This window comes from Indolivaga alginatilytica (assembly GCF_003201355.1).
GTDB classification, from domain to species: domain Bacteria; phylum Bacteroidota; class Bacteroidia; order Bacteroidales; family Dysgonomonadaceae; genus Dysgonomonas_A; species Dysgonomonas_A alginatilytica.
In genome coordinates this window covers 14,751-40,084 of the sequence record NZ_QICL01000030.1, presented here as the reverse complement: position 1 = coordinate 40,084, position 25,334 = coordinate 14,751, and the positions used below count along the sequence as shown (strand labels likewise).

The window sequence follows — 25,334 nt, the reverse complement described above, 5'->3', positions numbered from 1 at the left end:
AAAAATCATTTATTAGAGACAATTTAACTACTGATTCGTATAAGTAAATAAATTTTAATTTTATAAGGAATATGAAAAATACATATAAAGCTTTAGGTATGGCATGTTTACTGAGTCTTTCCATGTCGGGATATTCTCAGCAACAAGCATACGACTTTGTATTGGATACTAAAAAGGTGGGAGCACCTATTCAATCCACTATGTACGGACTCTTCTTTGAAGACATAAACTTTGCAGCAGACGGAGGCTTATATGCCGAATTAGTGAAAAATCGTTCTTTTGATTTTCCTCAAAACTTAATGGGATGGAATACATTCGGAAAAGTGGAAGTAAGAAAAGATAATCCTCTATTCGATCAAAATCCTACCTATGTGGTGTTATCTGATCCGGGACATCCACACAAACGGACAGGTATCGAAAATGAAGGATTCAGAGGTATGGGTTTTAAACAAAACGAAGCATACCGCTTTTCAGTATGGGCAAAAACAGTAAATTCAAACGAGCCTCAAAAAATACGGATAGATCTCCTGGATGAGAAGAATGATATTCTTGTTACTCAACAACTGGTAATTAATGCGGGCGATTGGAAAAAATATGAAATCAGTCTGACACCTAAAGCTACAGAAGCTAAAGGGCGTTTGCGCATATTCTTAGACTCTAAAGGCTCCGTTGCTTTAGAGCATGTTTCTCTTTTTCCTGTAAACACATGGAAAGGACGTGAAAACGGATTGAGAGCCGATTTGGCACAGGCTCTATCAGATATCAAACCGGGAGTATTCCGTTTTCCGGGTGGATGTATCGTAGAAGGAACAGACCTTGACACCCGTTATGATTGGAAAAAAACGATCGGAGCAGTGGAGAACAGGCCTGTAAATGAGAACAGATGGCACTATACTTTTCCTCATCGTTTCTTTCCCGATTACTATCAAAGCTATGGGTTAGGGTTTTATGAATATTTCCTTTTGTCGGAAGATATGGGAGCAGAGCCGCTACCCGTATTAAGTTGCGGACTGGCATGTCAATATCAGAATGAAAAAGAAGAATGCCATGTTCCTGTAAAAGATTTAGGCTCATACATTCAGGATGCTTTGGATTTAATAGAATTTGCCAATGGATCGCCCACTTCGACATGGGGAAAAGTCCGTGCAGAGATGGGACACCCTGCACCTTTCAATCTTAAATATATAGGTATTGGAAACGAACAGTGGGGAGATGAATATGTTGTACGTCTCGAACCATTTGTAAAAGCGATCAGGGCAAAATATCCCGATATTAAAATTATAGGAAGTTCGGGTCCTTCGGCAGACGGAGATAAATTTGAATACTTATGGCCGGAAATGAAAAGGCTGAAAGTTGACCTCGTAGACGAACATTATTACAAAGACCCAAAATGGTTTTTGAACAGTGCCAAGCGATACGATAATTATGATAGAAAAGGTCCTGCGGTATTTGCCGGAGAATATGCATGTCATGTGCCCAATCGTGATAATAATTTTGAGTCGGCACTTTACGAAGCAGCTTTCATGACAGGATTGGAACGCAATGCAGATATTGTGCATATGTGTACTTACGCTCCATTATTGGCTCACGTAGACGCATGGCAATGGAAACCCGATATGATCTGGTTTGATAACCTGTCATCCGTAAAGACACCTAATTATTATGTGCAACAGCTTTATGCACAAAATAAGGGAACTAATGTGATGCCTCTTACCAGAAACAATACTTCAATTTCGGGAGAAGATGATCTGTATGCATCGGCAGTATACGATAAAGACGAGAACTGTTATATCGTGAAAGTTGCTAATACAGGAACTGACTCTAAGGATATAAAAATAAATGTGGAAGGATTGAAAAAACAAGCGACCCTCTCATTGGGAGAATGCTTTGAGCTTAAAGCAAATGATTTGAAAATTGTTAATTCTCTACAAACACCAACTAATATTATTCCTCAAAAAACTACCGCTAAATTAGAGGGTAATACTTTACAGATTATAGCTAAAGCACAATCTTTTAGTCTGTATAAAATTCAATTATAAATACTGAATGCGGATGAAAATAATTGGGTATTTGTGTATTATAATTATAACGGTCTTATGTTGTTGTGGAAAACATGATAAGGTATTTGATATCTCAGACAATCCAAATCCATGGGAGGACGATTACAGAAATGTCAGCTCTATGACAGATTATAAGAAGTGGGGAACATATAATATTCATGACCCTTCGTGTAAATTATTCGGTGATACATATTATATGTATTCCACTGATGCTATTTATCGGGAAGACAGTACTACAATTATTGAAAACAAATTGCCCTTTGGTTATATTCAGATCAGAAAATCGAAAGACTTGGTCAACTGGGAGTTTGTCGGTTGGGCGTTTGATAAAATACCCGAGGAAGCGAAAAAATGGGTACTGGTTAATAGCGATGGGAGAGGAGCCTCTAATATTTGGGCTCCTTATATCCTTGAGTATAAGGGAAAATACAGGCTCTATTATAGTGTGTCTGCATTTGGCATGCAGACTTCTTATATCGGATTGGCAGAAGCGGACTCGCCCGAAGGTACTTGGATACTCAAAGGCTGTGTCGTGAAAACAAAAAAAGGAGATGTGATGAATGCTATAGACCCTAGTATTGCAGAAGATATAAACACGGGGAAACAATGGATGCATTACGGATCTTATTTCGGAGGACTGCACTGTGTAGAACTGAATCCCGAAACAGGATTGCCTTTGATAGAGGGGGATCAAGGGCATTTAATAGCCAGACGCTATGACGGAAAGCGAAACAACATAGAGGCCCCTGAAATTATCTATAATCCGCAATTCAAAAAATGGTATTTGTTCGTTTCATACGATCCTTTGGTAACCACTTACAATGTGAGAGTAGGCAGGTCTGATTCACCCGAAGGGCCTTTTATCGATCTGAATGGTAAAGATATGCGAGAGGAAGAAGATAATTTGCCCATTTTAACCTACCCTTATCGGTTTATGAACCATCCGGGATGGGCAGGAGTGGCCCATTGCAGCGTTTTTGATGATGGGCAAGGAAAATACTTCATGGCGCATCAGGGACGTCCTGCTCCCAAAAATCATATGATGGATTTACATGTTCGTGAGATATTCTGGACAAATGAGGGATGGCCTGTGGTATCGCCCGAAAGATATACAAACACAACCCGACAAGAAGTAAAAGAGCCTGATCTAATAGGACACTGGGAAGTCCTCTTCATCGAAGACCTCAATAATAACGATAAAGTATTAGTTGCCGGACAAGTACAAGTTGAGGATATGCACTTAGATGATAAGAATAAAAATGTCTCTAAAGTTGTTCAATTTAATGAAGATATGTCTCTCTCGGGAGAGTTTAAAGGTAAATGGCAACTCAGCAATGACGGACGATTGGTTTTAATTGTAGATGATAAAACGATTTCTGATATTTCGGTTTTTGTTGGACAGGATTGGGAAAATCAGACCCGTACCATTCTTTTTTCTGGCCTAACCAAGGATGGTAAATCCATTTGGGGTAAGAAAATAAGGTTTAAGCAGTAAGGAAATATTTTGCCTCAGTAATATTAATAACGAAAGCCTCTTTTATTTAAAGGAGGCTTTCTATTTGTAAAGGAATAGCACTGACTACTTGTTTATTTATCAACTTTTCTATCCCTTTTGATATTCACTTGGTGTAATATTAAATTCGGTTTTGAAACACGATGTAAAGTACTTGGGATCAGAGAATCCGACAGAATAAGCCACTTCTGATATAGAGATCGATTTATCTTTCAACATTTGGCAGGCATGTTTCAAACGGATATTTCGGATAAACTCGATAGGCGATAGGCCCGTCATGGTCTTTATCTTGCGATATAAAGACGACTTCGACATATTCAGATGTTCTGCAAAGGTGTTGATATCGAACTCTGTTTCTGCGAGATACTTCTCAATAATTTCGATGGCATTATTTAAAAACTGTTCGTCCAGAGAAGGATATTCGAGTGTTGAGATATTTATTTCTACGTTCGATTTAAATTCCTGCTGCTTATCTTTTTTATTGCTTATAAAATTATTTATTCTGGCTTCCAGTACCTTTAGATCGAATGGTTTGGATATGTACCCGTCAGCACCTGCATTGTAGCATTCTATTCGGTCGTCAGCACTGTTTTTTGCGGTCAGTAATATAATTGAAATATGACTTGTCTCGATATTACTTTTTAATGTTCTGCAAAGTTCCAAACCATCCATTTCGGGCATCATAACATCACTGATAATTATGTCTATGCTTGCCGTTTTTAAGATTTCCATTGCCTCTGCTCCATTTGATGAGGAAAGAACATTATAGCGACCCGATAATATTTTCTGCATGGTGTGAAGCAGGTCTTCATTATCCTCTACAAGCAGAAGATTTACATTTCCTTTTTCATTTTTAGGATACGTATCTGCCCATTCTTCCTCCTCCATAGAGGATTGAGTAGTATTTTCTTCATTAATAAGAATTTGAGGAGATTTTACCAATTCCGAATCCATAAAACTCTCTTTATCGATTGGGATTGTTATGATAAAGGTTGTCCCTATATTCAATTTACTTTCCGCAGAGATAATTCCATGATGCAATTCAATTAAATCTTTTGTGAGTGAAAGACCTATACCGTTGGTTTCGCTGGCATCCGTTTTACTATTATAGTAGAATCGTGTGAAAACACTACTTAAATCTTCGGGTGCAATTCCCACACCACTATCACCTATCTTGATTGTTAAATATGTATGATTTTTTTTCTCATAAGATTGAAGATGTACTTTTATATCGCCACCTTGCGGAGTATACTTACATGCATTTGAGAGTAGATTAAATACAACCTTATCTATTTTATCTGCATCAAAATAGGCCTGTATTTGCTTCGATTCAGCCGCAAATGTAAAATTGATCTTCTTTTTCTGAATCAAAGGAGAAAAATGTGTATAGCAAACATCCTGAATGAATGCAACTATCTCACCATGCGTTATTTTAAGTTTCATATTTCCACTTTCCACTTTTCTGAAGTCGAGTACTTGTTGAAGCAGCCGTTTCAAGCGGTTTACATTCGATCTCATAATCCCATATTGAGGAAGTTGCTTTTTTGAAGAGCTTTCTATATCATCAATCAAGCAAGATATAATAGTTAATGGCGTTAAAAAATCGTGCGAAATGTTGGTGAAGTAGCGTAACTTGGTTTGAGTCAGTTCTTCTGATTTTTCTTTCTCTATCTGAGCTATTTTGAGTTCATTACGTAATTTCAAACGATTCTGAACGATACGTAAAGCCGAATAAAGGCATATGAGAAACAGTGTGCTATAAATGAGGTATGCCCACCATGTTTCATAAAAAGCAGGCAGCTTTTGTATTCTGAATTGGGTTACCTCACTGCTCCACAATCTGTTTTCATCAGTCGCTTTTACATAAAATGTATAAGAACCTTTAGCCAGTTGGTTATATGTAGCAAACTGGCGATTGCTGCTCGTATATACCCAATCATCGTCTACACCCTCGAGTTTATAGGCATATTGTATCTTTCCCGGAAATGTGTAGTTAAGAGACGAAAAATCAATCTCTATATTTCGGTCATCAGGATAAATCGTCAGAGTTTGAGATATGGTATTAAACTGCGAGCCGGAGAATCCTTGAAGTATAGATTGGTTCTGAATTTTAACATCCGTAATCAAGACTTTAGAGGGTTTGGGATTACCCGAAAGTTTTTCAGAAGAGGTAAAAGAACTGATTCCCCGGTTACCTCCAAAATATATCTTGTTTGAGCTGTTCTTAAAATATGATCCCTTTAAGAATGAGTTGACGAGTAAACCGTCTGAAACGGTATAATCTCTTGAAGCTCCATTTTCGGGATTATATTCAGTTATTCGTTTATTGGTTGATATCCAGATGCGGTTGAAACTGTCTGTTACAATATCTAATATAGCTTCTCCGAACATACCGCAAGATTCGGTATAGTCCTGAAACACTTTCAAAGTCTTATCGTATAGTACTATATTTCCTTCTTTTGTCCCAATCCATATTTTATTTTGATTATCAGCAGATAGGGATTGAATATTGTCACTAATCAGATTATCTGTTTTTTCGGTATAGTTTTTTATATTCCATTTATTGAAATTATCTCTACTGTCAGAGGTGATTTCGTAGATACCACTGTTTTCGCTGCTTACCCATATAGAGCCGTCTTTATCTTCTGTTATAGCTGTAATAGCTCCTAGCGAACTGCTTATATGTTTTAGTTCCGCCTGATTATATGGTTTTATAAATATACCGCTTGTAGTAACAACCCAGATATTTCTGTTTCTGTCTTCAAAAAATATGCGGGGGGTACCGGGATTGGATTGATATAGAGTAAGATCTATTTGGTCGACTATTGAAATAGATTCCTCTTTTCTGTTTAGTACATATATAACCGGTTCATTCTCTAAGCCTACCCAAACATTATCGGTAAAGCTGAATCCTTTAATGGCAGCAGCATTTCTAAGTCCTTGAATATTTCGTAATGCAGGAAGATCAGCGGCTAGTTTTACATCTCCCTTCTGAGGATAATAAAGATTAAGTCCCAATCGATTTTGGTTCATCCACATTACTCCGTCTTTATCCTCATAAATACATGTAATATTGGGTACTACTCTAACCTTATTGGTAATAGCTTTTAAAGGATAGTTTTGGATCTCCGGTTTATTAAAGTTGATAGTCAGTGCTCCTTCACTGAATGCACCTATCCAAAGATTGCCGCTTCTGTCTTTAATTATTTCACTGAATATATTATTGGTCTCTTTGAAAAGATAGGATATATCAGCTTGTTTGACTGAGCCGTCGTTAGAATATTCTAAAGCGTATAGCCCCGAGAAAGACATTGCCCATATATACCCGTTCGAGTTGTCTTGTACAATACTGAAAAAAGTATCTTCGGGCTGTTGGCGTTCTTTATTGTATATTTCCAGACTGGAATACATATTCTGACCAATTTTATTAGGATCGAACCTGAAAATCCCATCACCCCATGTGCAAATCCAATATTGTTTGTGATTATCCTGAAATATTCTGAAAGGATTATCAATTGTGCCAATAGAAGGGAAATGAATAAATGTATCATCGGTTTTATTGTATTTGTGCAGCCCGCCTCTCCACAATAATACCCATATATTTCCATCGGAATCTTCGCTGATAGAGTTTATTCCATTATTAGGTAAAGAACTCTCTTTTGTACCTGTAGGGTAGACTTTCAGTATATTATAATCAGAATCGTATCTGTAAATACCGTTACCGAGACCAACCCATATGGTGCCATCGCTGGCGGTTAAGATAGATCTTATGTGCTGTCTCCTGATATTGGGATCAGCTAAGTGTGTAATCTTAAAGGTTTCCCTGTTTAAGATATTGAGACCTTCTCTGGTTCCCACCCAAAGATTGTTGTTTTTATCTTCCGAGATACATGTAATTTCGTTATTGGTAAGTAAGTTCGGATTATTGAGATTCGATCTGAACGTGAGCAGTCTATATGCATCATACCGACATAAGCCGTCTAATGTACCAAACCACATATAACCGTCTTTATCCTGAAAAATCCGTTGTACCGAATTTGAAGGAAATTGAGCTATTACAGGAATAGGATTAATCGAAATAGGATTTGAACATATACCAAGGGTAGTTTCAAATAGAAAATATGTAAGAATTAAAAAGAGATATTTATTTAAGGTAAGCATTTAACTTTGGTATTTTAGATTTGGTTTGTTATGGCATCGGGGTTTCAATCGAACGGAATTTCTGCGCATTTTTTATACGGAATATTGATTAATAGCTAACTGTGATGGCAGATAGTTTTCAGGAGATAATCTCTGGCTATTGAGAAAAGCATCTGTATCGGCAAATAGAAGTATGCACATATCTGATAGATACGTGTATATGATGAAATAAATAGTGTAAGGGGCTTGTTTTATTCGGAAATTTTTCCTTAAATAAGAAAGAAAACTGTTTGGATAGGTAACAGGTTGTTTTACAGCTCTCTCTCTCTCTCTCTCTCTCTCTCTCTCTCTCTCTCTCTCTCTCTCTCTCTAATATTTCAGCAGACATAGCCAAATCTAAATTGTTAAAACTTAGATATTCTGTAATATTTGCATGGGTAAAGGTATTAGTCATAGTCTTGAAGTCTATAATATCATGCAAATATATTATTATTAGAAATTAATATCATGAAAAGATATGTAGATAATCTAAAAAAATAGACCTTTATAGAATAAAAGCCTTATTTTAATGATTTTCTATACTCCTTGTGACTGATTTGTCTACCTTAATATTAAACTAAGGTGTTATTTTTGTTATCTAAAGCCGAAAAAATCGGTGACGCAAACCTTAATCATCAGAATACATATAAATTTTATATACTAATAAATTATTAAACCATGAAAAAAAACATTTATCTGCTTTTATTTGCGGTAGTCTGTGGCAATCTGTTTGCCCAGAATAGTATACCTGACTGGGAGAATCCGGAGGTATTTGCCGTAAATAAGGAAAACACAAGAGTAACATCCCTTCCGTTTGCGGATGAAGCTTCGGCTCTGAAAAATGAGTACCAGACTTCGCCTTACTATCAGTCGCTTGATGGTGTGTGGAAATTCTATTGGGTACCCAAAATAAGTGAAGTACCTGCTAATTTTTATAAAGAAAATTACGATGTCTCGAAATGGGCAGATATGAAAGTTCCCGCTAATTGGGAGTTTAATGGATATGGTATTCCCATGTATGTAAATGTAGGTTTTGGTTTTAAAGCTAAACCACCTCATATCGATAGAGAAGATTCTCCGTCAGGAGCATATCGCAGAGAATTCAATATTCCCGAAAACTGGGATGGGCGTAAGGTGTTTATCCATTTCGAAGGAGGAACAAATTCTATGTACGTATGGATAAATGGCGAGAAAGTAGGTTATACTGAAAATGCAAAGAGCCCTGCCGAATTTGATATAACCAAATACATTCGCAAAGGAAAGAATACGCTGGCTTGCGAAGTTCATAAGTTTAGTGATGGTTCGTATCTCGAAGATCAGGATATGTGGCGTCTAGGCGGTATTAACAGAAGTGTATATCTGTATTCTACAGACCAGACCCGTATTCTTGACTTTTTTGCTCATGCCGATTTGGATAAATCGTATAAGAACGGATTATTCAGTCTTGATCTTGTATTGAAAAACTATACCAATTCGGTTGCAGATCAAATTATTGAAGTAGCCATACTCGATAAGAATGGCAAAAAGGTATTCAACAATACTAAAAAAGCGAATATTCCTGCTGATAACGTATATGAAATTACGGTGACAGGAACAGTATCCTCTCCTCTTAAATGGACTGCTGAAACTCCTAATTTATATACTTTACTGATAACTCTGAAAGATAACAAAGGCAAAGTTATAGAGTCTACTTCCAATAAAATAGGATTCCGAAAAATCGAAATTACGGATGGACAAGTATTTGTGAATGGTAAAAAGGTTTATTTCAAAGGTGTGAATCTGCATGAATTCAATACCCAGACGGGACAAGTTGTAACTCGTGAAGTGATGATGCGTAATATTCAGTTAATGAAAGAACTTAATATTAATGCAGTTCGTACATCTCACTATCCTCAACCGCCTCTTTGGTACGAGCTATGCGATCAGTATGGTATCTACTTAGTGGATGAGGCTAATCTGGAATCTCATGGTTTAGGATATGGTCCTGATAATGTATCTAACTTCCCCGAATGGAAGAATGCACATATGGATAGAATTATTCGTGCAGTTGAAAGAGATAAAAACCATCCGTCCGTTATTTTCTGGTCGTTAGGAAATGAAGCCAGTAATGGTAAAGCCTTCTTCGATATGTATAAGTGGGCAAAGGAAAGAGACAAGAGCCGCCCCGTTCAGTATGAGCAGGCATATCAGAGAGACCCTAACACTGATATAATTTGTCCTATGTACCCTTCTTGGGAATCAATGAAAAGAGATGCAGCCAAAGATTTGGGTCGCCCTTATATTATGTGTGAATATGCTCACGCTATGGGTAATAGTATGGGTAACTTTCAAGAGTATTGGGATTTGATGCGTACCAGTAAAAATATGCAGGGAGGTTTCATCTGGGAGTGGTACAATCATGGATACAAAACTCAGGATGAGCAAGGACGTCCTTATTGGGCTTATGGCGGCGACCTGAAAGGATACAATAAAATGAATGACGGTAACTTCTGTATAGATGGTGTTATTAGTCCCGATCAGAATTATCTGCCTCATACACATATTGTAAAGAAGGTATATCAAAATATTTTGTTTAAAGCAAAAGATCTGAACAATGGTGTGATCACTGTAATTAATGATTTTAAATTTACAGATCTTACCAATCAAAACTATACTTATAAATGGGTACTTCTTAAGAATGGCAAAGTATCGACCGAAGGTAATTTTGATGTAATAGTTCCTGCCGATACAAAAAAAGATGTGAAACTGAATATTCCGACGATTACCCCCGAAGCCGGAGTAGAGTATTATTTGCAGGTATTTGCATACAATAAAGAGGAAACTCCATTTATTCCTGCGGGATTTGAAGTGGCTAAAGAAGAATTTGCTTTTGATACTAATAAATATTTTATCCCTACCAACTATTCGGGTACTCTGAACATTGAGAAAGGCGATGATAAAATAACAGTAAAATCGGGATCGCTTAGTTATGAATTCTCGACTAAAGATGGAAAAACGCTTCTTTCAGTACAGAATGACGGAAAAAGAGTATTCCGCGAACTTCCTCGTTTGAACTTCTGGCGTGCTCCTATTGACAATGATTTCGGGTCATGGGAACAATATGCACTGCGTGTATGGGATGCTGCCGGAAATAACGTTATCTATACATATAAAAATTATCAGGAAAATGCAGGAGCAATTTCCTTTAATTATCAGGCGAAACTTAGAGGTATTGAAGCCACAGTCGATATTACATATACAGTGAATACAGACGGTAGCTTAACAACAAATGCACGTTACAAAGCATTGTCGGATGAGCTTCCCGAAATGATGCGTTTCGGTATGCTTATGAGCCTTCCTAAAGAGTATAATGATTTTACTTGGTACGGACGTGGTCCATGGGAGAATTATGTGGACAGAAATGCGGATACATTTATCGGTGTTTGGAATGGTGCTGTAGAAGATCAGTATCACCCATATATCCGCCCACAAGAAGGAGGCAATAAAACCGATGTTCGCTGGTTGACTTTGAAAGACAAATCGGGCAATGGTATTCAAGTGAAGGGAGCACAACCTTTATCGGTGAGTGCAACAAATAATCGCCCCGAAGATCTTGATCCGGGAATGACTAAAAAGCAGCAACATGCTTCAGACATTTTACCTCGAGAAGAAGTTGTTCTTTGTGTAGACCTCTTCCAGCGTGGTGTTGCGGGACTGAATTCATGGGGAGCAAAACCTCTTGATGAATATCGTTTCAGAGATAAAGAGTATCAGTATAGCTATACGATTAGTATTATAAAATAAAAATTACTGCCCCGAGTAATTCTATCCTCACAAAAGCCTCACTAGATCAAATGGTGGGGCTTTCGTTTATAAATATTCCAGATTTACATCTTTGAATTAATTATACTCCTCTTTTGAATTATTCGTATACTATCTGTTATTAGCGTCTTTCACATCTTTGCCATCAGTAAAAAGATAATCGCATATTAAAATATTTGTTCGGTTATAGCTTTTCTAATATTAGTAATAAAAAAGGTCTGTGACCTTAATAAATAGGTAGTATGAAAAAAATAAAGACAATTCTTTTATTCCTGATCCCTTTCATTGGTTTCTCCTGTATGGGGTGTGCGAGTAAAACTAATCAACAGCCGGAATCAGAATTTCCGTCGAAAACAAAAGTTATTGAGATCATCAAAAAAGTAAACGGAAACTGGCAAGTAACTCACCCTAATCACGAAAATTCGTTTTGGCATCGGGCAGCTTATCATACCGGTAATATGGCAGCTTATGGGGTTACCAATATAGACGATTATAAAGCCTATTCTGAAGCATGGGCTGAACATAACTTATGGATGGGCGCTCAATCGGATGATAGTACAAAATGGAAATACAGTTATGGTGAGAGTGACGAGTACGTTCTGTTTGGTGATTTTCAGACTTGTTTTCAAGTATATATTGATTTGTACAACTTGAATCCCGATGAAAAGAAAATAGCCAGAGCCAAACAAGTAATGGAATATCAGATGTCGACTCCCAATAACGATTATTGGTGGTGGGCAGACGGCTTGTATATGGCAATGCCCGTAATGACAAAGCTTTATAAGGTTACCAATAATGAATTGTACTTGGATAAATTATATGAATACTTTTCATTCGCTCGTGATCTGATGTATGATTCGGAAAGCAAATTATTTTATAGAGATGCTAAATACATTTACCCTAAGCATAAAACAGATAATGGTTTGAAAGATTTTTGGGCGAGAGGCAATGGGTGGGTTTTTGCTGCTCTGCCTAAAGTGTTAGAGGATTTACCTGAAACAAATGCACATAGAGCCGAATACATAAAGATTTACAAAGAAATGGCAGAAGCAATTGCTGCCAGCCAACAAACGGATGGGTCGTGGACACGGTCTATGCTTGATCCTCAGCATGCACCGGGACCCGAAACCAGTGGTACTGCTTTCTTTACATATGGTTTCTTATGGGGTATAAATAATAAAATTCTTGATGAAGCAACTTATGCTCCTGTTGTGAAAAATAGTTGGAAGTATTTGGCTGAAACGGCACTTCAACCCGATGGCAGAGTAGGCTATGTACAGCCTATTGGAGAGAAAGCCATAGCAGGGCAAGTAGTTGATGTAAACTCTACTGCCGATTTCGGTGTCGGAGCATTTCTTCTGGCAGCCTCTGAAATGGCGAAATATGTAGATAAGAAATAAAAGACAATACCTAAATATCTAACAGAACTCTCAAAACCTAATTACCATGAAAAGAACCTTTATTTTAATACTCTTAGTGTGTACTTACTGCTCTTATCAGGTAAAAGCAGCAGAAAAAGACTCCGATCGTACTTATTGGGCAAACTTGCTTTATAAAATTTCGGAGCCTGTATTAAGTAATATGAGCCGAGGCGAACTTGTGAAAAATATGCAGGTGGAAGTAAGCCCTACTTGGGATGGTCGCCGTACCAGAGTTACCTATATGGAAGCCTTTGGTCGATTGATGGCCGGTTTGGCTCCTTGGCTGAATCTGCCAGAAGATAATACATCCGAAGGTAAACAAAGAAAACAATTAACTGAATGGGCTTTAAAAAGTTATGCTCATGCAGTAGATCCTGATAGTCCCGATTATTTACAATGGGATAAAGAGGGGCAGGCACTTGTAGATGCTGCTTATGTTGCCAATAGTTTTTTGAGAGCTCCCAAACAATTGTGGGATCCATTGGATGAGGTGACGAAAAAGCGGTATGTTGAGGAGTTTCAGAAACTGCGTTGGGTAGATCCTCCCTATACCAATTGGTTACTGTTTTCGGCAATGATCGAAACATTTCTCATGTCAATTGATGAGCAATACGATGCGTATCGTATTCACAGTGCTATCCGCAAAATCGAAGAATGGTATGTAGGTGACGGATGGTATGCCGATGGAGAGCATTTTGCATTCGATTATTACAACAGCTATGTGATACAACCTATGTATGTAGAAGTATTGGAAGTACTTGTAGCCAAAAAAAGGATGGTAAAACCCGAGACTTTGGATATAGCCCGTAAACGTATGCAACGATATGGAATTATTCTCGAAAGATTTATATCACCCGAAGCTACATTTCCTGTGTTTGGAAGATCGATGACTTACCGTATGGGAGTTTTCCAGCCTTTGGCCCTATTGTCATTGAAGCAACAATTGCCCGAAGAATTAAGCGAAGGCCAGGTTCGAAATGCTTTGACAAGTGTAATGAAAAGAATGTTTGAAGTAAAAGGAAACTTCAATGAAAAAGGATTCCTTCAATTGGGCTTTGCAGGTCATCAACCTAAACTTGCCGACTGGTACACTAATAATGGAAGCTTATATCTTACGTCTCTTACTTTTTTGCCATTGGGATTGCCTGCCAATCACTCGTTCTGGACAACCCCAGCCAAAGAATGGACAGCACAGAAAGCATGGTCGGGAGAAGATTTTCCGAGAGATCATGCAATCGGATTTTAATAAATATAAAAAGAAGGAGTTGAATTATTATTCAACTCCTTTGATCTGAATTTCACCTGTCGTTACAATATCAAATGCATAGTTTTGAGAAAAATAAACCTTAAATAACTTAATGAAATCACTTTACAAATTAGCCTTTTTACTCTAATATATCTAGGAGCCATTTTTACTTATCGGGCAACTAATATATAACGTCAATATGCATTCTTAACCTAAATGTCAATTTTAGCAGTTACTTAATATTCATCCTTTACTTTTTAATATCATGAAAAAATTAACCTCTTTAAAATGCAAGGACGAGACTCCCGCATCGAATGCTTCAAGAGTCTTTTTCTTATGTCTGATGCTCTTGGCTATTCTCTTATCTGTACCCTTAAATGCACAAGGGCAGCAGAATTCTATTTCGGGGCAAATATCCGATGCTGCCAACAAAGAGCCTCTTGTTGGAGTCTCGGTTATTGTAAAAGGAACAACAACAGGAATACTTACCGATATCGATGGTAAGTTTTCAATTGCTGCACCTGTTGGCTCTACTCTGGTTATTACATATATAGGTTTCGTAAAACAAGAGATTCCTATTACAAATCGAACACCTTTAAACATTCTGCTTAAAGAAGACAGCCAACTCCTAGAAGACGTTGTAGTGATAGGATACGGAACTACTACACGAAAGAATTTTACCGGATCTTTTACGCAGGTAAAGATGGAAAATTCTCCCTTATCACTCATCCCTTCGCCTAATGCACTGGATGCACTAAGAGGTACAGTTCCAGGCTTGACTGTAGGTCAACAGCAAGGTGCAGGACAATCTCCCGACCTACAAATCAGAGGGCAAAGATCCGTAAATGGAAATAATAGTCCCCTTATTGTTTTAGACGGTGTAATATTTATGGGCGCAATGCGCGATATTGACCCGTCTGTTATAGAGACTATGCAGGTGCTTAAAGATGCTACTACAATTGCCGCTTATGGTACGCGCGCGGCCAATGGAGTAGTAATGATAAATACCAAAAGAGGAAAGTTAGGAAAACCGGTTATTTCACTCCATTCTTCTTTGGCTTTTTCTGAAATGGTGAACAGGCCCGACCTCTTAAGTGCCGAAAATTACATAAAAAAAGTAAACCTTTTAAGTGGGCTTGCAGAAGATGCCGATCCTTTAACATGGATGAAGTATTTTGAGCGCGATAATTATTTAGCAGGTCGTACTACGGATTGGATGGATGAGGTGAGCCGGACAGGTATGCTGCAAAATTATAACCTGTCGATTTCGGGAGCTACCGATAAGACTAATTATTTTCTTTCACTAACTCATGACGATCAAAAAGGAGTACTTATAGGAGATGATTATAGTCGTCAGGCGTTTGTTGCGAGGGTAGAGACAGATATAACTAACTGGTTAAAAATAGGTACCGCGGCTACTTATAGTTTTAATAATTATTCAGGGGCAACAAATTATGATATTTATCAGGCAATACGTTTAAGCCCTTATGGTAGTGTGTACAGAAATGATGGAAGCGGCTTACCTGAAAAGTATCCTGTAGGAGAAGGTATATACAGAGTAAATCCTTTGTGGAATATGAACAGTAATACAATTGACGACCACGATACATTCCAGACATACAGAACGGAAGGTTTTGCTTTAGTTAAATGTCCTTGGATAGATGGATTAAGTTATAGATTCAATTATGCTTATTCCAATCAATATATAGAAAGAGATTACTTCACACACGAAGGCAACTATGTAAAGGAAGTAACCGATTATGCTAATGAAGCAGACCGCTATCTCCCTACTAATACGGCAGCTTTTCTTTCGAGTGCAAACGGATATAGTACACGTCAAAGAAATACAAGCTGGGTAATGGATAATATTGTTAATTATACTAAATCTATAGGAAAGCACCTTATCGACCTTACATATGTATATACGCGCGATTCGTACCAATACAGATCTAAAAAAATGTCGGCAAAAGATTTTGCGGCTTTAGGTAATACCAATCTTGGTTATAACGGACTTGCCTTTGCCACTACAACCAATGTGAATGAAATTGGATCTTACAAGAAAAATAATATTGGATATCTGGGACGACTTAATTATAACTACGATAGTAAATATTTTGTGACAGCCTCAGTACGCAGAGATGGAGCTTCGGTGTTTGGAGTTGATAAAAAGTGGGGTAGTTTTCCAGCGATAGGTATCGGTTGGACTGCTTCGAATGAATCGTTTCTCAAGAAAAATGCAACGATCAATTATCTTAAGCTAAAAGCTTCCTGGGGTAAAAACGGTAATCAAGGTTTAGATTCTTACAAAACACTTTCTGAAATTGCCCTCGGGCAAAAAGCGGGTTATAGCTATCCTTTCGGAAACAATTCAAGTGTATCGTGGGGACAGCGTTTATCAAGTATAGGTAATACCTCTTTAGCGTGGGAAACAACTACTGCTGTAAATGGAGGTTTCGAAATATCCTTATTAAACAATCGTATTAATGTTGATGTAGACGCTTATAAGTCTAAAACCGAAGATCAGATTTTTAGTCGCCTCATTCCTGTCATGGGTAATGGTGTTACCTCCATGCTGGCAACAATGGGACGGGTAAATAACTGGGGTATTGAAGCTACTCTGAACACTACAAATATCAAGACAAAAGACTTGGAGTGGAATACAACACTTATTTACTTTTTGAACAGGAATAAGCTAGTAGAGCTTTACGGGGATGGAAAAGACGATATCACCAACAGTTTATTTTTAGGAAAATCACTCGGAGCCATTTATGGTTACAAAATTATCGGTATAGTACAGGAAGATGATACCGAATATATCGCTGCAAATAACGCTAAACCCGGAGATGCGAAATTTGCGAATACCGACGAAAGTGAAGATGGCAAAATCTCGGCCACCGATCGCAGTATATTGGGCTACAAAAAAGAAAATTTCCGTATGAGCCTTGGTAACACTCTCAGATACAAAGATTTTGAACTGTATATGCTATTCACCGGAATATTTGGAGGTGGTGGCTATTTCCAAGAGGTTAACTATTACGCATTTGCAACAGCCAGTGATGTTGTGGGAGATAATACATTCAACCATGCTTGGTGGACTGCCGAGAATAGAAATAACGAATATCCACGGATTAATTATACGGATAGTCGATACAGGCCCCTTCAGAGCAGAACCTTTGTTAGACTTCAGGATTTAAGCCTTTCATACACTTTTCGCCAGCCATGGGTGAAGAAAATGAAAATAAACAGCCTTAAGGTATATGGTGCTGCTAAAAATGTATTCACATTCAGCAAATGGGACGGAGGAGATCCCGAAACAGCTCAAACATTAGGTACAGGCTATAGCTATGGTTATCCGTTAGCAAGAACATATTCATTTGGTATTAATCTAACATTCTAATAATTAGAAGACATGAAAAGAATTAAAATATTAATCACAACCTTCTGTTCATTATTGCTTGGAATAACAAGTTGTAATGATAGCGATTTTCTAAAAGAAGATCCTGAAACAATATATACTATTGAGAATGCGTTCAATACAAGTTCGCAGGTAGAAGCTAATGTTACCAATCTGTATTTACATATTAGATATTGGTTTCAAAACACCTATTTTATGAAAGGTTTAGGAACCGACCTCTTGGATAGCCCACAATGGAGATCTGCCGGAAACGGATATTCTAATTATACGAAATGGTCTTCGGATTACGGAGAGGTAAGATCTGTATACGATGCTTTTTATCAATTGGCAGCATATGCCAACACAACGATTTATGGTACGGAGTTAACGTCTATATCGTGGAATAAAGAAACCGACCGTTTGTATGCAATGTCTCAGGCTAAATTTTTCAGAGGCTTTGCCTATCTGTCATTAGGAGAAATGTTTGGCGGAGTACCTTTAGTGGATAAAGTATATACAACACCCAAATTTGATTTTGTACGCTCATCAAGAGAAGACACATACCGATTTGCTATTCAGGATTTTGAAGATGCTTTAGAAGGAATGCCCGATTATCCGACGGAAGCAGGGCGCGTAGCAAAAGGAGCGACTTATCATTACCTTGCGGAAGCATATCTGGCTTTAGCAACTACTTTAAATAATGATAAAAATTTATTGGATAAGTCGATTGATTACGCATCAAAAGCAATGGGACTTCATTCGCTTATGACAGAACGTTTTGGAGGAAGAGCTATTGCAGAAGGGGGAGTGCCACTGAATGGCGTTGCTGCTTATGTACCTAATGGAGATGTATTCTTTGATTTGTTTCAACGGAACAATCTTGATTATTCGGAAGGTAATAAAGAAGCTTTGTGGACACTGCAAAACGATTATCAGGTATATAAAAAATTTGGAGGAAATCAGGTATTGGCATATCCCCGTGAATTTGGACCGGTGTTACGTAATGTCAATTGGAAACCTGAATATCAGGAAGGTAAAATTTCCCCATGGGATGGAGACGTTTCGGCCTATGTCGGTGGACGTGCAGTATCGAGTGTTGCTCCCACAAACTATGTAACAACTGTAGTCTGGGCAAATAAATTTGCAAAAGATATGCGTAATTCGGAAGTAAATATTCGTCGCGATTTCAAATGTACCGATCCCGGTCATAGTATGTATGGCAAACCTGTTCTTCTTTCGATGCTCGAAGCCTCGACATTGGATCGTTATTATCCTGTCTGGACAAAATTCTCGCCTTTAGATGATTGGGGATACGAAGATTTAGCAGATGGAGGTAACAGATCTAATATGTATCGCGATGAATATGCCTGTCGTTTATCGGAAACCTATCTGCTGAGAGCCGAGGCGTATTTTCGTCTGGGAGATAATGGAAAGGCGGCTGAGGACATCAATGCTTTGCGTAGACGAGCTCAGTGTGAATATGAGGTTGTAAGTGCTGATATCAATATCCAACTGATCCTTGATGAACGTGTACGTGAACTATTTATGGAAGAGAGACGCTGGTGTACACTACTCCGTATGGGTGGAACAATAGCTAAAGAACAGGTAAACAAGTATGCGTATTATGTGAAAGACTATCCTTCAAATACAGGAATAAAAGATTGGGGTCTTTTCCCAATACCGCAAACCGCAATAGACTCTAATACCGATGCTGTTTTAGACCAAAACGCAGGATGGTAATCAGATATTAATTTCTGATTCGAAAAAAAGATATATTATAAAATCAGAAAGGCAGTTAAGAGATATAATTGTCTTTCTGGTTTAAAATTATATGAAAAAATAATCAAGATGATAAAGTTAAGATCAATACTTCTGTACATTTTATTTAGCCTTCATATACCATTTATATTTTCCACAACTTATTATATAGATTCCCAATCGGGAAACGATAGTAATTCGGGAAAGAGTTTGGCTTTGGCTTGGAAGAGTTTAGGTAAAGTAAACTCTAGTAAATTTATACCCGGCGATACTATCTTGTTCAAAAGAAACTCTATTTTTTCGGGGCAATTGGAGTTGAAGATCGAAGGTACAAATCAACACTTGATTATAGTGGGAGCGTATGGAGAAGGCAATAAACCTCAAATAAATGGGGCAGGGGAAAAGCAATATACTTTGCTTATTGAAAACTCGGCTTATTGCATTGTTCGAGATTTAGAAATAACGAATACAGGAAGTGAAAGAAAGAACCGTAGAGTAGGGGTTTTAATTTTAGCTGAAAACAGTGGAGACAGACATCAGATTACAGTTCAAAATCTGACAGTAAAAAATGTGAACGGAAGCCTGATAAAGAAAGATGGTTCGGGAGGCGGCATCTATTGGGAAAACAAGGGAGACCGCATAAAAACCCGATTCATTGATTTAAAAATTCTTGATTGCCATGTGAAAGATTGCGGTCGTAACGGAATATATTCGGGAGGATACTCAGGTCGTGACAATTGGTATCCAAGTTTAGGAGTACTCATAAAAGGCAATTTGTTGGAAGGTGTTTCCGGTGATGGTATAGTTCCTATTGGTTGCGATGGTGCTGTTATCGAATACAATGTGATGAAAGATTGTCCTGATATTCTTTCACCCGATGAAGCAGCCGCAGGTATCTGGCCTTGGAGCTGCGATAACACAATAATACAATACAATGAAGTAAGTGGGCATAATGCAAAATGGGACGGACAAGGGTTTGACTCGGATTACAATTGCAGAAATACAATTATACAATATAACTACAGTCATGACAATGCAGGAGGTTTTCTTCTTGTATGCAACGATGGTGACTCATTGGGTAAAAACTGGAATATCGGTACAGATAATACAATCATCCGATACAATGTAAGTATAAACGATGGATTGCGTGCCTATCCGACTAAACAGGCAGGATGGTTTTCGCCCGTCATTCATATTACAGGGCCTGTAACTAATACGCAATTTTACGGCAACCTCATTGTTGTCAGAAAAAAAGAAAGTGCGGAAATTGATAGATCCATCTTGAAAATGGATGATTGGGGTAAAAAGTGGGCTGATAATACCCGGTTTTACAACAATATATTTTATGCAGAAGACGATGCCCAGTCAGTCTTTAAATTTGGAGGAGATACACAAACCTTATTTAGGGGAAATACTTATACAGGTAATATCGAAAATTTACCTAATGACACACAACGCTTATCTATAAAGGTCGAAGATATACAAAAAGTACTTCGGACTACCAATATAAATCAGATGATTTTTGAATTAAAATCGCTGAATAAGAGTTCAGACATAAAAAAACACAAAGCTTTCGAACCCGGTAAAATATGGACAGACACAGATGGCGTACATATCAATGCTCATGGAGGGGGAATACTCTATCACAATAGTAAATACTATTGGTTTGGGGAAAATAAAGGAGAAAAAAGTAATAATGCTTTAGTAGGTGTCATGTGCTACTCTTCGGATGATCTTTATAATTGGACGAACGAAGGGGTGGCTCTTTCCGTTATTGAAAATGACGAAAACAGTCCCATAACCAAAGGTTGCATTATAGAGCGACCTAAAGTTGTTTATAATGAAAAGACTAAACAGTTTGTAATGTTCTTTCATCTCGAATTGAAAGGTAAGGGATACGAAAAAGCCCATGTTGGAATTGCAACAAGCGATAAGCCGACAGGTCCTTTTAAATTTATAAAATCATACCGCCCTAATGCCGGATATTATCCTGTTAATATGTCTGATAAACAGAAAAACAAGAAAGTGTCACCTGATCATTTCCCAAAATGGTGGACTGATGAATGGACTGCTGCAGTAAAAGACGGATTATTTGTTCGTCGTGATTTTCAAGGAGGGCAGATGTCTCGTGATATGACTGTTTATGAAGATGACGATGGTAAAGCATATCACATATATTCATCGGAAGAAAATCTTACATTACAGATTGCCGAATTATCGGATGATTATTTAAGTCACACCGGAAAATATACACGAGTGGAACCTGCAGGTCATAATGAAGCTCCTGCAATTTTCAAGAAGAATGGACGTTATTTCATGATTACCTCAGGATGTACGGGATGGGCTCCCAATGCAGCTCGCTTGCTTGTTGCAGATAATATTTGGGGACCATGGAAATTATATCCGAATCCATGTGTTGGAAAAGACTCTGAATTGACATTTCACTCACAAAGTACATATATACTGCCTGTTGAGGGAAAGAAGGATGCTTTTATTTTTATGGCTGACCGATGGACACCTAAGAACCCCATCGATGGCAGATATGTATGGCTACCTATTCAATTTGAAAATAATATGCCTGTATTAAAGTGGTTAGATAACTGGACTTTAGATATCTTTGATAAATGAAGGTCTCAGATCTTTTTTAATACCTTTATTAACTTCAATCATTATGAAAAATCTTATTATACTTATTTCTTTATTATTGCCTCAGTTTATCTATGCACAGCAATTAATACCTGTTGGCGATGGATGGGCAAATAATTCGGTGAATGTTACCGTATTCCGAAAGAATTCGTTAGTGACATACAAAGGCATCCAATTTATAGCGTATTATGATAATGATGGATTTCTTATCTTAGGAAAAAGGAAATTGCCTAAAAGTGAATGGGATATACATAAGACACAATATACGGGCAATGTTAATGATGCCCATAATATAATAAGCATCATGGTTGATGGAGATGGTTATTTGCATGTATCGTGGGATCATCACGGACACTCTTTGCGTTATGCAAAAAGCATAGAACCTCTGTCATTGGAATTAGGTGAAAAGCAACCTATGACAGGCGAATCGGAAACAAATGTAACCTACCCCGAATTTTATAAAATGCCAAATGGCGACTTGATTTTTATATATCGTGACGGTCAATCGGGAAAGGGTAATCTGGTACTTAATCGATACGATGTGAAATCTAAAACATGGAGTCAACTGCAAAAAAATCTGATTGATGGAGAAGGTAAACGCAATGCCTATGCTCAATCGTGCATAGATGATAAAGGTATTATACATATTTCGTGGGTATGGCGTGAGACTCCCGATGTAGCAACGAATCACGATCTCTGTTATGCTAAATCATTGGATGGAGGTATAACATGGCTCAATTCACAAAATCAGAAATATACACTGCCCATTGTTGCCGAAACGTCAGAATATGTAACCTTTATTCCTCAGAATAGCGAGCTGATCAATCAGACGTCAATGACATCTGACAGCAAAAGTCGCCCTTATATTGCTACTTATTGGAGGGAACCGAACTCAGATATTCCTCAATATCATATCGTTTATAACGATGGTACGGAATGGAAAGTGATGAATCTCAATTTCCGAACTACACCTTTCTCGCTGAAAGGGGCAGGAACAAAACGTATACCTATTTCCCGACCTCAGTTGATAGTCGATTCGAAAGGTAAAGGCACAAATTTATTCTTATTATTTAGAGATGAAGAGCGAGGTGAAAAAGTGTCTATTGCGGTTTGTAAAGACATCAATAGTAATAACTGGAAAATTCATGATCTTACTGATTTTTCGGTGGGGTCATGGGAACCTAGCTTCGATACCGAGTTGTGGAGAAATAAAGGGCTATTGCACATCTTTGTTCAGAACGCTGATCAGGTGGATGGAGAAGGCAAAGCAGATATCGAACCTCAGAAAGTGCAGGTTTTAGAAATTGATTCCAAAACACAGAAAAATTATTAAGGGCTCAGACCTTTTTTATTGATTTGACAAGTGTTTTAATTATAGTTAGTTATGCGAATCAGTAGTTGAATAGTCAGTAATAAACGCTCTTTTTTTACTGACGCACCCTATTAGGTTTGTCTTTCATTTTGCCTTGATGCAAAACGAAACAAAAAATCAAGACTGTGCCTCTTTGCACGACCCGATACGTGCTCGAAAGCGAAAACAAAAAAACACTTTCTTGATTGATTTCTTTTTGTTTTTTACGCTTTTTTCCCACATCGGGTACCCCGGGCAACCGGCAATGTCGGAGAGCCTGACGGGCGTAAGCAAAGCCGTCATTTACTTCGCAGGCGAGGATCCGTTCTGTGAAGCAGTCGTTAAGAATAAAATACAAAGAGTCCGACAGGACGGCTTATTTTATTCAGACTGCAAGCAATTAACGGATCGCCCAGAAGTGGACGGCAAAAGACTTTTTGGTTCCTTTTGCGGCTTTGGGCAAAAGGAACACAAACAATCTTCGATTGTGCGTAGCTTATAAATAACTTAAAAGAGCGTTTATTACTGACTATTCAACTACTGATTGGCATTAGTTATAATTTAAAAACTTGGCATTAAATATTTAGTATTGATTAAAATGAAAATACATCAACTTTTATACATTGGATTCTCGGCGTTGTGTCTGATGGGGTGTAAGAATAAGCCTATCGAAAATACAGATATTAGACTACTTGCAGAAAAAGACTTTTCGGCAACAGTCAATAATAAACAAGTGGGTATTTATACTCTTGATTCGGGCAATGGTATTATAATGCAGGTAACCAATCTGGGGGGAAGGATAGTCTCTCTCTGGACTCCTGATAGGAACAATAAATATGAAGATATTGTACTCGGGTATAATAATATAGAGGAATATATAAATAATCCGAATAGTAGATTCTTAGGGTCGGTATTGGGCAGGTACGCCAATCGTATTGCAAATGGACAATTCGAACTTGATAGAGTTAAATACCAACTTCCACAAAATAGCGGAACAAATTGCTTGCATGGGGGAACCTCAGGTTTTGATGTTGTTGTTTGGAATGTGGATAGTGTCAGTAATAACGAAATTCATTTATCATACCTTTCGCCCGATGGAGACAACGGTTTTCCCGGCAATCTGAATGTAAAGATGGCATACTCACTTACTTCTGAGAATGAATTTAAAATTAAATATATGGCAACAACAGATAAACCTACACATGTGAATCTGTCTAATCATTCGTATTTTAATCTCAAGGGGGAAGGGAATGGTACAATTCTGGATCATGAATTAACCGTCAATGCCGACTCTATTACCCCGATTAATGGGTTTTCCATTCCTACAGGCGAGTATCTCAGCGTTGAAAATACACCTTTTGATTTTAGGATTTCTATAGTAATTGGAAAAAGAATAAATGACGAAAACGAACAGTTGAAAAATGGATCGGGCTATGATCATAATTGGGTGTTAAATCGAAAAACGGAGTCCGATGTAGAGTGGGCAGCTACTTTATACGAACCGACTAGCGGCAGACAAATGCAAATTTGGACAGATCAGCCCGGGATTCAGATATATACCAGTAATTTTGCAAAAGGTACTGATATCGGTAAATACAATAAGCCCCATAATTACAGGGAATCTATAGCTCTCGAAACACAGAAGTTTCCCGATAGTCCCAATCAATCACACTTTCCCTCTACTCGTTTAGACCCGGGGCAAGTATATGTGCAGAATACCGTCTATAAATTTTCAAATAATGCGAATTAGTTTATCTATCAGTAAACAGTTATCAGTGAGCAATTATCAGTGAGCAGCCAACAAGAAAAATAAGGCACTGAAAAAGTGTTACTTTTGTTACTTTTGTAACCTTTTATATTGTTATTGTTTGATTATCTGTTGTTTGTGATAATCTCAAAAGTGACACTTTTTAGTCACTTTCCGGTTACTTTTGTTACCTTACTTGTTTACTTTTTGTAACTTAT

12 protein-coding genes and 1 pseudogene are annotated in these 25,334 nt (G+C 37.7%); 12 read left to right on the top strand and 1 reads right to left on the bottom strand.

Translation table 11 applies throughout. The features are described from left to right. Positions 1-71 precede the first annotated feature (71 nt). Both CLV62_RS17745 and CLV62_RS17740 read left to right on the top strand, forming a co-directional pair. Positions 72-2,039 carry an alpha-L-arabinofuranosidase C-terminal domain-containing protein gene (locus CLV62_RS17745; protein WP_110312119.1) on the top strand — a complete coding sequence of 656 codons (1,968 nt, stop codon included), beginning with the start codon at positions 72-74 and terminating at the stop codon, positions 2,037-2,039. 13 nt (positions 2,040-2,052) lie between these two features. Then, positions 2,053-3,555, top strand: coding sequence for an arabinan endo-1,5-alpha-L-arabinosidase (locus CLV62_RS17740; RefSeq protein ID WP_110312118.1), 1,503 nt, complete (start codon positions 2,053-2,055; stop codon positions 3,553-3,555). A 108-nt stretch (positions 3,556-3,663) separates the two neighbouring features. On the opposite strand, the gene CLV62_RS17735 is transcribed toward CLV62_RS17740, so the two are convergent. Then, the gene (locus CLV62_RS17735; RefSeq protein ID WP_110312117.1) at positions 3,664-7,734 is read right to left on the bottom strand and encodes a hybrid sensor histidine kinase/response regulator transcription factor; all 4,071 of its coding nucleotides are present in this window, start codon (positions 7,732-7,734) and stop codon (positions 3,664-3,666) included. A 696-nt stretch (positions 7,735-8,430) separates the two neighbouring features. On the opposite strand from CLV62_RS17735, the gene CLV62_RS17730 reads away from it, so the two are divergent. The 10 genes and pseudogenes from CLV62_RS17730 (at position 8,431) to CLV62_RS17690 (ending at position 25,119) form a co-directional block, all read left to right on the top strand. Beyond that, positions 8,431-11,535, top strand: a complete 3,105-nt coding sequence (locus CLV62_RS17730; protein WP_110312116.1) for a glycoside hydrolase family 2 TIM barrel-domain containing protein — start codon at positions 8,431-8,433, stop codon at positions 11,533-11,535. Between the two features lie 260 nt (positions 11,536-11,795). After that, positions 11,796-12,953: a glycoside hydrolase family 88/105 protein gene (locus CLV62_RS17725; protein ID WP_110312115.1), complete on the top strand. Its 1,158-nt coding sequence runs from the start codon at positions 11,796-11,798 to the stop codon at positions 12,951-12,953. 46 nt (positions 12,954-12,999) lie between these two features. Then, positions 13,000-14,220: a DUF2264 domain-containing protein gene (locus CLV62_RS17720; protein ID WP_110312114.1), complete on the top strand. Its 1,221-nt coding sequence runs from the start codon at positions 13,000-13,002 to the stop codon at positions 14,218-14,220. A 265-nt stretch (positions 14,221-14,485) separates the two neighbouring features. After that, positions 14,486-17,617, top strand: coding sequence for a SusC/RagA family TonB-linked outer membrane protein (locus CLV62_RS17715; RefSeq protein WP_110312113.1), 3,132 nt, complete (start codon positions 14,486-14,488; stop codon positions 17,615-17,617). A 12-nt stretch (positions 17,618-17,629) separates the two neighbouring features. Beyond that, complete coding sequence (locus CLV62_RS17710; protein WP_110312112.1) at positions 17,630-19,354, top strand: RagB/SusD family nutrient uptake outer membrane protein; 1,725 nt, start codon at positions 17,630-17,632, stop codon at positions 19,352-19,354. Between the two features lie 108 nt (positions 19,355-19,462). Continuing rightward, positions 19,463-20,479 (top strand): annotated as a pseudogene (locus tag CLV62_RS22385) (right-handed parallel beta-helix repeat-containing protein); the annotation flags it as partial. 408 nt (positions 20,480-20,887) lie between these two features. After that, positions 20,888-22,000 carry a glycoside hydrolase family 43 protein gene (locus tag CLV62_RS17705; RefSeq protein ID WP_110312132.1) on the top strand — a complete coding sequence of 371 codons (1,113 nt, stop codon included), beginning with the start codon at positions 20,888-20,890 and terminating at the stop codon, positions 21,998-22,000. 43 nt (positions 22,001-22,043) lie between these two features. Beyond that, positions 22,044-23,351 carry an alpha-l-rhamnosidase gene (locus CLV62_RS17700; protein WP_110312131.1) on the top strand — a complete coding sequence of 436 codons (1,308 nt, stop codon included), beginning with the start codon at positions 22,044-22,046 and terminating at the stop codon, positions 23,349-23,351. 136 nt (positions 23,352-23,487) lie between these two features. Further along, complete coding sequence (locus CLV62_RS17695) at positions 23,488-23,871, top strand: hypothetical protein (protein ID WP_110312111.1); 384 nt, start codon at positions 23,488-23,490, stop codon at positions 23,869-23,871. Positions 23,872-23,967: 96 nt separating this feature from the next. Continuing rightward, positions 23,968-25,119, top strand: a complete 1,152-nt coding sequence (locus CLV62_RS17690; protein ID WP_110312110.1) for an aldose epimerase family protein — start codon at positions 23,968-23,970, stop codon at positions 25,117-25,119. The last annotated feature ends 215 nt before the right edge of the window (positions 25,120-25,334 follow it).

Excerpts from the sequence above, each read along its gene's own strand:
- CLV62_RS17745 (WP_110312119.1), top strand. The coding sequence starts at position 72 with ATGAAAAATACATATAAAGCTTTAGGTATGGCATGTTTACTGAGTCTT.
- CLV62_RS17740 (WP_110312118.1), top strand. The coding sequence starts at position 2,053 with ATGAAAATAATTGGGTATTTGTGTATTATAATTATAACGGTCTTATGT.
- CLV62_RS17735 (WP_110312117.1), bottom strand. The coding sequence starts at position 7,734 with ATGCTTACCTTAAATAAATATCTCTTTTTAATTCTTACATATTTTCTA.
- CLV62_RS17730 (WP_110312116.1), top strand. The coding sequence starts at position 8,431 with ATGAAAAAAAACATTTATCTGCTTTTATTTGCGGTAGTCTGTGGCAAT.
- CLV62_RS17725 (WP_110312115.1), top strand. The coding sequence starts at position 11,796 with ATGAAAAAAATAAAGACAATTCTTTTATTCCTGATCCCTTTCATTGGT.
- CLV62_RS17720 (WP_110312114.1), top strand. The coding sequence starts at position 13,000 with ATGAAAAGAACCTTTATTTTAATACTCTTAGTGTGTACTTACTGCTCT.
- CLV62_RS17715 (WP_110312113.1), top strand. The coding sequence starts at position 14,486 with ATGAAAAAATTAACCTCTTTAAAATGCAAGGACGAGACTCCCGCATCG.
- CLV62_RS17710 (WP_110312112.1), top strand. The coding sequence starts at position 17,630 with ATGAAAAGAATTAAAATATTAATCACAACCTTCTGTTCATTATTGCTT.
- CLV62_RS17705 (WP_110312132.1), top strand. The coding sequence starts at position 20,888 with ATGATTTTTGAATTAAAATCGCTGAATAAGAGTTCAGACATAAAAAAA.
- CLV62_RS17700 (WP_110312131.1), top strand. The coding sequence starts at position 22,044 with ATGAAAAATCTTATTATACTTATTTCTTTATTATTGCCTCAGTTTATC.
- CLV62_RS17695 (WP_110312111.1), top strand. The coding sequence starts at position 23,488 with ATGCAAAACGAAACAAAAAATCAAGACTGTGCCTCTTTGCACGACCCG.
- CLV62_RS17690 (WP_110312110.1), top strand. The coding sequence starts at position 23,968 with ATGAAAATACATCAACTTTTATACATTGGATTCTCGGCGTTGTGTCTG.